Genomic DNA, 9,074 nt, shown 5'->3' with positions numbered 1-9,074 from the left:
CGGGGTCGAGGTCGGTGGAGAGATCCACGCCGAGGATCTCGGCGCCGATACGGCCGCCGATCCTGCGGATGTCGAAGGCGGTGCTGGTGGTCATGCGCGGGTGTCCTTTCGAGGGGTGATCAGTCGGGAGGTCGTCAGGAGGTGATGGGCAGGGAGCTTCCCTGGGACCCCGGCGGGCTGAGGGGAGGGCCGATGGCCCGCAGCGCGCCGGGTGTGCGGCCCCGTCCCCAGCCGATGTGCCGGCGGTAGCTGCCGAGCAGCCCCGTACGGTCCAGGTGGTCCTCGTCCCGGCCGGTGGAGTCGTCGGGCAGCGGATGGGTCAGGGGCGCGACGAACAGGGCGTCGGCCGGGCAGTTCGCCTCGCACTGGAAGCAGGTTTGGCAGTCGTCGCGGCGGGCCAGCACGGGGATGCCGTCCTCGCCTCGGTCGAAGACGTCGGTCGGGCAGACCTTGATGCACTTGTCGCAGGCGATGCAGCGTTCCGCCGAGACCAGTTCGATCACGAAGCCACCTCCAGGGGTGCGGCTGACGTGGCCGACGCGTTCGTCAGGGGCTCGACACGGGTCCACACCCGGTCCAGACCGCCCGTGATGATGCGGTGGTGCTGGCCGGGGTCCTGCGCGGGGAAGTCGAGCCGTTTGGCCATGCCGCGGGTCTCGGTACGGGCCAGCGCGGCCGCGTACATCCAGCGGGCGTGTGCCGCCATCGCCACCGCTTGCCTCGCCCGTATCGTGTCCCCGCCCTCGGCGTGCAGGGAGGCGCGGGACTCCGCCCACACGGTGTCGAGGACCTTCAGTGAGGCGGTGAGCCGGTCGCCGTGGCGCAGGTAGTTCTTTTCGTACGGCAGCACTTCGCCCTGGACCGCGGTGACGACCTCGCGGAAGCCGTCGGCCGGTCCCGGGGGCCCGGTGGGTCGGAGCCCGGCCCCGCCCGCGGCCACCAGGCGCCTCGTGGCGGCGCGTACGCCGAGCGAGTGGGCGTGGCGGGTGGCGCCCCGGCCCGCCCAGATGCCGGAGGAGATGGCCCAGGCGGCGTTGTGGCTGCCGCCGCCGGTGAAGCCGCCGCAGATCAGCTCACGGGTCGCCGCGTCCCCGGCCGCGTACAGCCCGGGGACGGTGGTGGAGCAGTCGTCGCCGGTGATGCGGATGCCGCCGGTGCCGCGCACGGTGCCCTCGGCGAGCAGGGTGACGGCGAAGCGCTGGGTGAAGGGGTCGATGCCGAGCCGGTCGAAGGTGAGGAAGAAGTTCGGCTGGGCCAGCCGCATCGCCTGCCGGGCCGCCTCGTCCGCCCGGTCCAGGCGGCAGTACACCTTCTCGCTGAGCAGCGCACGCGCGATCACGGACCGGCCGCCCTGGCTGGCCGCGCCCTCCAGGACCGTGCCGTCCTCGTGGTAGAAGGTCGCGAAGGAGTAGAACGCGGTCTTGGTGACGGACGTTCCCTCGGGCGCGATGCCGTACGCGTTGGAGAACTCCATCCCGGACAGCTCCGCGCCCGCCTCCGCGGCGAACAGCGCACCGTCGCCGGTGTTGACGTTGCAGCCCAGAGCACCGCTGAGGAACGCGCAGCCGCCCGTGGCCAGCACGACCGCCCCGGCACGCACCCGGTACGGCTGACCGGCCTGCCGCCGGTGCCCCCGGGCCCCGGCGACCGCCCCGGAGGGATCGATGAGCAGTTCGGTGACCGGACTGTGGTCGAGGACGCGCGCCCCGGCCCGCTGTACGCGGATCCGCATCCTGCGCATGTACTCCGGCCCCTGGAGGCCGTTTCTGAGCTGCTTTCCGTCCGCTCCGGTCGGGAAGGGATAGCGCCCTGCCGCGGCCAGTTCGTTCACCCCGGCGTACGTCTGGTCCAGCACCCGGGCCATCCAGCGCCGGTCGGCCAGATAGCCTCCCAGGGCCTCCCTGCTCGCCATGGCCGCCTCGCGCGCGGCGGGCTCCGGGGGGACGTACCAGACGCCCGTTCCGGCGGAGGCGGTGGCGCCGCTGGTGCCGCAGTAGCCCTTGTCGGCGAGGACCACGTCCGCCCCGTCCTGGGCCGCCTTGAGCGCGGCCCAGGTGGCGGCGGGGCCGCCGCCGACCACCAGGACGTCCGTGGTGAGGTCGAGACCGGTCATACGGCCACTTCCTCTCCTGTGGCTGTCGCGGTCAGCCGGTTGGCGGGGCGGGCCAGGCCGTAGTTCTCGCGCAGGGTGCGGCCGGTGTACTCGGTTCGGAACAGCCCGCGCCGCTGCAGGATCGGTACGACGTGGTCGACGAAGTCCTCCAGGCCGCCGGGCAGGTGGGGCGGCATGATGTTGAATCCGTCGGCGGCGCCCTCGGTGAACCACTCCTCGATCCCGTCGGCTATCTGCTCGGGAGTGCCGGCGAAGACGCGGTGGCCGCGTCCGGCGCCGAGGCGGGCGATGAGCTCACGCAGGGTGAGACCGTCACGGCGGGCGAGTTCGGCGACGAGCGTGAAGCGGCTCTTGTTGCCGTTGATGTCCCGCTCCTGCGGCAGTTCGGGCAGCGGCCCGTCCAGCGGCAGCCCGGTCAGATCGGTACCGAGCATGCCGGACAGCTGGGCCAGCCCGTACTCCGGCACTTGGAGTTCGGTCAACTCCTGTTCCAGCGCGCGGGCTTCGGCCTCGGTCGAGCCGATGACGGGCGCGATGCCGGGAAGCACCAGCAGCTGGTCCCTGGTACGGCCGTATCGGGCGAGCCGGGACTTGAGGTCCTTGTAGAAGGCCTGGCCGTCGGCGAGGGTCTGCTGGGCGGTGAAGACGGCCTCGGCGTACTGGGCGGCGAACTCCTTGCCGTCCTCCGACGAACCGGCCTGCACCAGCAGCGGGTAGCCCTGCGGGGTGCGCGGTACGTTCAGAGGGCCCTGCACCCCGAAGTACTCCCCGCGGTGGTTGATCTCCCGCACCTTGTCGGTGTCGGCGTAGACGCCGCGCTCACGGTCGAGCAGGATCGCGTCGTCCTCCCAGCTGTCCCACAGCTTGGTGGCGACCTCGACGAACTCCCGCGCCCGCTTGTAGCGCAGCGCGTGCTCCAGGTGCTCGTCCTGCCCGAAGTTGCGGGCCTCGTTCACGGTGCCGGAGGTGACGATGTTCCAGCCGGCCCGGCCGCCGCTGATGTGGTCCAGGGAGGCGAACTTGCGGGCGGTGTGGAAGGGCTCGTTGAAGGTGGTCGAGACGGTGGCGATCAGGCCCACGTGCTCGGTGACCGCCGCCAGGGCCGACAGCAGGGTGAGCGGTTCGAAGCCGCCGAGGGCGTTGTGGCGGACCTTCCCCCACAGGGCGAGTCCGTCGGCGAGGAAGACGGAGTCGAGCAGACCGCGCTCGGCGGTGCGCGCGAGGTGCTGGAAGTAGCGCAGGTCGGTGACGCGTTCGGGCTGGGTTCGCGGGTGCCGCCAGGCGGCGTCGTGGTGGCCCGCGTTCATCAGGAAGGCGTTGAGATGCAGCTGACGGGGTCTGGGCGCGGTCATGGGGTTCCTCGGATCGGGGGCGAGAGGAGCGGGTGACAGGGGGAGAGGGGAGGGGCGGTGGCGGGCAGGTCAGCCGCCCGCGGGTACGCGCCAGGAGCTGAGCCGTCGCTCGACGGTCACCAGGAACTGGTTGAAGACCACGCCGATGGCGGAGATCGTGATGATGCCCGCGTACATCTGCGGGATCGCGAAGTTGTACTGCGAGGCATTGATCAGATAGCCGAGGCCCGCCTTGGCACCGATCATCTCGGCGGCGACCAGCACCAGGATCGACACCGCTCCGGCCAGCCGGATGCCGGTGAACATCACCGGCACCGAGGCCGGCAGGATGACCCTCTGGAACAGCCGGGGCGCGGACAGGTCCATCGACTTCGCCAGCTTCAGCAGGGTCGGATCGACGTGGCGGACCGCACTGATGGTGTTGAGCAGGATCGGCCAGGTGCACGCGTACACCACGATGGAGACCTTCGAGGTCTCGCCGATGCCCAACAGCAGTACGAACACCGGCAGCAGGGCCAGGGCGGCGGTGTTGCGGAACACCTCAAGGAGCGGTCCGAGGAGGTCGGCGACCGGCCGGTACCAGCCGATCAGCAGCCCGAGCGGTACGGCGACGGCTACGGCGATACCGAATCCGCTGAACGAACGCGCCAGGCTGGCGCGCGCGTTGTCGGCGAGCTGACCGTCTGTGGCGAGCCCCCACCAGGCGTCGGCAACCTCGCTGAACGGCGGCAGGAAGGTCCGGTCCACCAGACCGGCTCGTGGCGCGATCTCCCACAGCAGGAGCAGGGCCACGATGGCCGCGGACTTGGTCGCCCCCTTCAGCAGCAGGTACGGCAGTCGGCGGACCGTCCGCAGCGCCGTCCGGCGGACACGGGCCGTGAGGGAGGGAGCCCGGCGCGCGTCCGGGGGTGATGAGGCGCCGGGCGTGGGCGCGGTGGATGTGCCGGCCTCAGGGGACGTGGCGGACTCGGCGGACTTGGTGAGGGAAGGTGCCTGGACGGTTTCTGTCGTGTTCGCCGCGTCGGTCGTGGTGGTCGCGTGGGTCGCGTCGGTCTTCTCTGCGGTCGTGCCGGTCGTGGAGCTCATACGGAGGCCTCCTCCTTCTCCAACTGCTGGGCCCTGGCCACCTCGTCGTGCAGCAGCGACCAGATCTCGTGGCGGTGCCGTGCGAACTCAGGACTGGAGCGGAGGTCGTCCGTCGCCGTACGGGAGCCGAGGGCGACCGGCACGATCTGCTTGATCCGGCCGGGCCTGGACGTCATGACGGCGACGCGCTGCCCCAGGTAGACGGCCTCGTCGATGCCGTGGGTGATGAAGACGACGGTCTTGCCGGTGCGCTGCCAGATGCGCAGCAGTTCGTCCTGGAGCGACTCCCGGGTCTGGGCGTCCAGCGCGGCGAACGGCTCATCCATCAGCAGGACGTCGGGGTCGTAGGCGAGACTGCGGGCGATCGCCACCCGCTGCCGCATTCCGCCCGACAGCTCGTGCGGATGGCGGTCCTCGAACCCGATCAGGCCGACCAAGTCCAGGAACTCCCGGGCGCGTGCGGCTCGTTGGCGCCGCGGGACGCCGGTGGCCTCCAGGCCGAACTCGACGTTGCCCTGCGCCGTGCGCCACGGCAGCAGCGCGTACTGCTGGAACACGATGCCCCGGTCCAGGCCCGGGCCGGTGACGGGTTCGCCGTCCAGCAGGATCCGCCCGCCAGTGGGGTGGGTGAGGCCGCCGAGCAGATCCAGCAGCGTCGACTTTCCGCAGCCGCTGGGACCGACCAGGACGACGAACTCGCCGTCCGCTATCTCGAGGTCGATACCGTCGAGGGCGGTGAACCGGGTGGTCTGCCCGGTCCCCGTCCGGTCCTTGACGGTGAATTCCTTCCGTACGTCCTCGAACACGATCTTGGGCGTCGTGGAATGCGTGGTGGAATCCGGCATGGGATCAGCTCCCGCTCTTCGCGGCGGAGGACTTCTTGTAGTCGTTGAACTCATTGGTGTAGAGGTCCGACAGCGTGACCTGGCCCTTCTTGATGTCGCCCCGCTCGGCCAGCCAGTCGATCCACAACTGGAGTTCCTTGCCGGTGATCCGGCCCGCCGTCTCGGCGACGCCGTAGGACCGCCAGAACTTCAGCGGTGCAGTGTCCTCGTTGCGGCCGCGCTTCTTCACGATCTCCGTCATCCGGTCGACGACTTCCTCGTGCGGAGTGGAACGTGACCACTCGATGGCCCGCCCCACGGCAGTGACGAAGGTCCGGGCCGTGTCGGGGTTCTGCTTCAGGAAGCGGTCCGTCATCACGTACGTGCCGGCGCTGAACGCGCCGAGCAGCTGGTAGTCCGTGAACAGTGGGCGGACGCCGCCGGTCTCCAGGGCCTTGTCGCGCAGGATGCCGCCGAGTACGGCTACTTCGATCTGCTTCTGGCGCAGGGACTGCTCGGTGTTGACCGGAGGCACCACGAGCGGCTCGACCTTGTCGATGTCCGCCTGGGACAGACCGCCCCGTTGAAGGTAGATGTCGAGCATGGCCTCGGAGTGGGCTCCGAGGGTGTTCATCCCGACCTTCTTGCCGATCAGGTCCCGGGCCGAGCGGATCGGGCTGTCCTTGAGGACGTAGAAGCCGTTGTAGGCGTACTTGTCGGCGCCGTAGTAACTGATGACGGCCTTGATGGGAGCGTTGTTGGCGGCCAGCTTGACGACCGCGCCGTTGAACGCGCCGCCGAAGTCGACCTGACCCGTGGCCGCGGACTGGATGTCCTGCGGTCCGCTGATCGTGTTGCCGACCCACTTCAGCTTCACGTCCTCCAGATAGCCGAGATCCTCGGCCAGCTCGGGCAACGTGACCTGACCGGCCCAGCCCTGGTATCTCAGCGTCCTGGTCTGGTCCTTGGCGGCCGGTACTCCGGACGCGGACGTGCCGCAGCTCACCGACACCGCCGAAAGACCGAGCAGGGTGAGGAAGTGACGTCGGGTCGATGCCGTCGTGGCCATGGAAAGGTCCTGTTCAGGAAACGGGGCAAGGAAAAGGCAGACGTCGAACGGCGGAGAAGAGACCTCAGCAGAAATGGCTATGAGGAGGGACCGACGTCTGTTGAAAACAGCGGCTCGCGCAGAAGCCGACTGTGAAATGGAGCGAAGGGGGAGCTGTGCCTGTCAGCGGGTGTGGCGACCGGCGGCACAGATGGCGCTGGCCTGACGTCGCAGATCGACGTGCAGTCGCGCGGCGAGGGTCTCGGACTTGCTCACAGCCAAGAGAGTTGCAGCGAAATCCAGCCAGGTCAATGTCGCTTGCGTATGCGTCTTATATTCTCAACAGTCCGACATGTGAATGAAGCGCGGCGTTCACAATTCTCTGGAAGGGCGGTGGCGTGGTGACTGCCGTTTGCGCCGCCACCGCCACCGCCGCCACCGCCGCCGCCACCGCCGTCAGCGCAGTGACTGCGCGGCGTAGAAGGCACCGAGGACGGTGGCCAGGGCGCCGAGCAGGAGACGCAGCGCCGTTTCGGGCAGACGAGGTTGCAGGTGTGCTCCGAGGTAGCCGCCGATCAGTCCGCCGAGGCCGCAGGCCAGACCGAGGTACCAGTCAGGGGCGATGTCACCGGAGCCCGTCAGGGACAGCAGCGCGAAGGCCGCGGCCCCGGTCACGGAGGTGGCGAACGTGGAGGCGAGGGCGGCCGGTGCCACGCGGGCGACGGGCATGCCCCGGCCGACCAGTATGGGGCCGAGGATGGATCCTCCGCCGATCCCGTAGATCCCACCGACGACCCCGACGACCAGGGCCAGTCCGGTGATGCCCCGGGGCGAGGGTTCCGCAGTCGGGGCAGGCCGGGCGGGCCGGAGGGTGCGCCCGATGAGCCACAGGCCCAGTGGCATCAGCAGAGCGGCGACCAGAAGGCGGAAGACGGTGGCCCCCGGTACGGCGAAGACCCGTATCACGGCGCCGATGACCACCCCGGGCAGAGTGCCGGTCACCAGGCGGCGCGTCAGCGGACCGTACAGCAGGCCCTCGCGGTGGTGGCGCAGCAGGGCGCCGGGCCCGGCCACCACGTTGAACAGCAGATTGGTGGGCGTGACCGCCGGGCTGGGCACCCCGAGTACGCTCAACTGCACGGGCAGCAGGAACACCGCACCCGAAACGCCCACCGGCGCGGTCACCACCGCTATGAGCAGGCCGACGACCAGCCCGGCCAGCCCTGTTGACCATGTCACGGCAGGCCTCCGATTCGAATGCCCGGCCAGTATCGCCGCCGTGCTCCCGGCTGCCGACCCACAGGGCTGCTGAGCACCCCGGTAGCGAGGGATCCTGGCAGCAGATCGGTCGGCTCAGGCACGGGCGGGACTGCGGAATCGATCTCCGGAATCGGTCTCTTCGAACGTCCCCGCCTCCCGATCAGGCGGGCAGGGCGAACGGAGGGTGGGCGCCGTTGAGGAAGTACTCCCCGACATCGCGGAGCCGGTGGGTCACGGGCTCGTACAGGGTGTGGGTTCGGGCATTGCGCCAGAACCGGTCGAAGCCCAGCCGCGCGGAGATGGAGCGGGCGCCGACGATATCGAGGGCGCGGGTGGTGGACTCCTGCGCTGCCCTGGCCGCGGCGGTTTCGGCCATGGCCACGAGCGCGGAGATGTCCGCGGACTCGTCATAGGTGAGGTCTTCGCCGCGCTCAAGGCCGCCCTGCACGGCTTCCAGTGCCTGCTCGGTGAGTGCCGACGCGGAGCGGGTGAGGACGGTGAGTTCTCCGTAGGCGGTCAGCGCCTGCGGGTCCTGGGGAGAGCCGGCCGGCCAGGCGGGGTGCCAGGCTGCGTGGCCCGTCCTGCTGTACTCACGGGCTTCGGCGAGCACTCCCTCGGCCATGCCGAGAAGGAGCTGGGCGGAGAACAGACGCCCGACCGGAGATGCCAGGGCGGCCCGGGGCGACAGCAAGTCCTCGTCCGCGGACAGGGAGCCGAGCACGTCGTCGGTACCCACCAGTACGTCGTCGAACTCCACGCTGCCGCCGGCCGCGAGCCGCTGGCCGAAAGTGTCGGCGTCACCGTCGATCGCCACACCGCGACGGGCGGGATCCACCACGACGGCGAGTGGTTCACCCGTGTCCTCCCGCACGGCGCGCACGGCGAGACGATCGGCGACCAGGACCCCGGTGGTGTAGCTCTGCCGACCGTCGAGCACCAGTCCCTTGGAGGTCCTGGCCAGCTTCAGAGGCGGCTCCTGACGCGCGAAACCGCCGCCCCAGCACCACTGTTCGGCTGCGGACCGCTCGTCTATCCGCGCGGCGAGGGCGGGCCCGGCGAAGAACCGGGCGCTCCCCGACAGGAAGTAGTGACAGCCGAGCAGTTGACCGATCGCGCCGTCGGCCGCGGCGATCTCCCGGACGACGGCGTAGGCCGTGGGCCAGTCCGCGCCGCCTCCCTCGGACTCGGCCGGCGTCAGGAGCGTCAGCAGTCCCGCCTCGCGCAGCCGGGACACCTCGTCGATCGGGGCCTTGCCCGCCTGCTCCCTGGCCACGGTGTCCGTGGCCAGGTCGTCCGCCGCCTCGCGGGCCACGTGCAGCCAGTGCGCGGGCCCGGTCCGGTCGGACGGCGAGACGGGGCGGGACGGCGCGGAGGCAAGGCCCATGGAAGTT

General features: G+C 70.3%; 9 protein-coding genes. All 9 read right to left on the bottom strand.

The genetic code is table 11. The annotated features are described in order from the left end of the window. Nucleotides 1-134: 134 nt before the first annotated feature. The gene (locus ACFV7R_RS28825) at nucleotides 135-503 is read right to left on the bottom strand and encodes a 4Fe-4S dicluster domain-containing protein (RefSeq protein WP_385268546.1); all 369 of its coding nucleotides are present in this window, start codon (nucleotides 501-503) and stop codon (nucleotides 135-137) included. Next, entirely contained in the window at nucleotides 500-2,113 is a 1,614-nt protein-coding gene (locus tag ACFV7R_RS28820; RefSeq protein ID WP_385268544.1) for an FAD-binding protein, read from the bottom strand. The genes ACFV7R_RS28825 and ACFV7R_RS28820 overlap by 4 nt, the downstream gene beginning before the upstream one ends. Further along, nucleotides 2,110-3,465, bottom strand: a complete 1,356-nt coding sequence (locus tag ACFV7R_RS28815; RefSeq protein ID WP_385268542.1) for an LLM class flavin-dependent oxidoreductase — start codon at nucleotides 3,463-3,465, stop codon at nucleotides 2,110-2,112. Before ACFV7R_RS28815 ends, ACFV7R_RS28820 begins: the two co-directional genes overlap by 4 nt. A 69-nt stretch (nucleotides 3,466-3,534) precedes the next feature. Further along, nucleotides 3,535-4,551: an ABC transporter permease gene (locus tag ACFV7R_RS28810; protein ID WP_385268540.1), complete on the bottom strand. Its 1,017-nt coding sequence runs from the start codon at nucleotides 4,549-4,551 to the stop codon at nucleotides 3,535-3,537. Then, nucleotides 4,548-5,396: an ABC transporter ATP-binding protein gene (locus ACFV7R_RS28805; RefSeq protein ID WP_385268538.1), complete on the bottom strand. Its 849-nt coding sequence runs from the start codon at nucleotides 5,394-5,396 to the stop codon at nucleotides 4,548-4,550. Before ACFV7R_RS28805 ends, ACFV7R_RS28810 begins: the two co-directional genes overlap by 4 nt. Before the next feature lie 4 nt (nucleotides 5,397-5,400). Continuing rightward, on the bottom strand, nucleotides 5,401-6,444 hold the full coding sequence (locus tag ACFV7R_RS28800; RefSeq protein WP_385268536.1) for an ABC transporter substrate-binding protein: 1,044 nt from the start codon (nucleotides 6,442-6,444) through the stop codon (nucleotides 5,401-5,403). Between the two features lie 162 nt (nucleotides 6,445-6,606). Next, the gene (locus ACFV7R_RS28795) at nucleotides 6,607-6,699 is read right to left on the bottom strand and encodes a putative leader peptide (protein WP_385268534.1); all 93 of its coding nucleotides are present in this window, start codon (nucleotides 6,697-6,699) and stop codon (nucleotides 6,607-6,609) included. 180 nt (nucleotides 6,700-6,879) lie between these two features. Further along, nucleotides 6,880-7,662, bottom strand: coding sequence for a TSUP family transporter (locus ACFV7R_RS28790; RefSeq protein WP_385268532.1), 783 nt, complete (start codon nucleotides 7,660-7,662; stop codon nucleotides 6,880-6,882). Between the two features lie 181 nt (nucleotides 7,663-7,843). Next, a complete protein-coding gene (locus ACFV7R_RS28785; protein ID WP_385268530.1) occupies nucleotides 7,844-9,067 on the bottom strand; it encodes an acyl-CoA dehydrogenase family protein in 1,224 nt (407 codons plus the stop codon). Nucleotides 9,068-9,074: the final 7 nt, after the last annotated feature.

Origin of the sequence: Streptomyces sp. NPDC059866, assembly GCF_042731325.1 — a bacterium.
GTDB classification, from domain to species: Bacteria; Actinomycetota; Actinomycetes; order Streptomycetales; family Streptomycetaceae; genus Streptomyces; species Streptomyces flavusporus.
The sequence above is the reverse complement of the archived record's forward strand: the minus strand, read 5'-3'. Positions and strand labels throughout refer to the sequence as shown.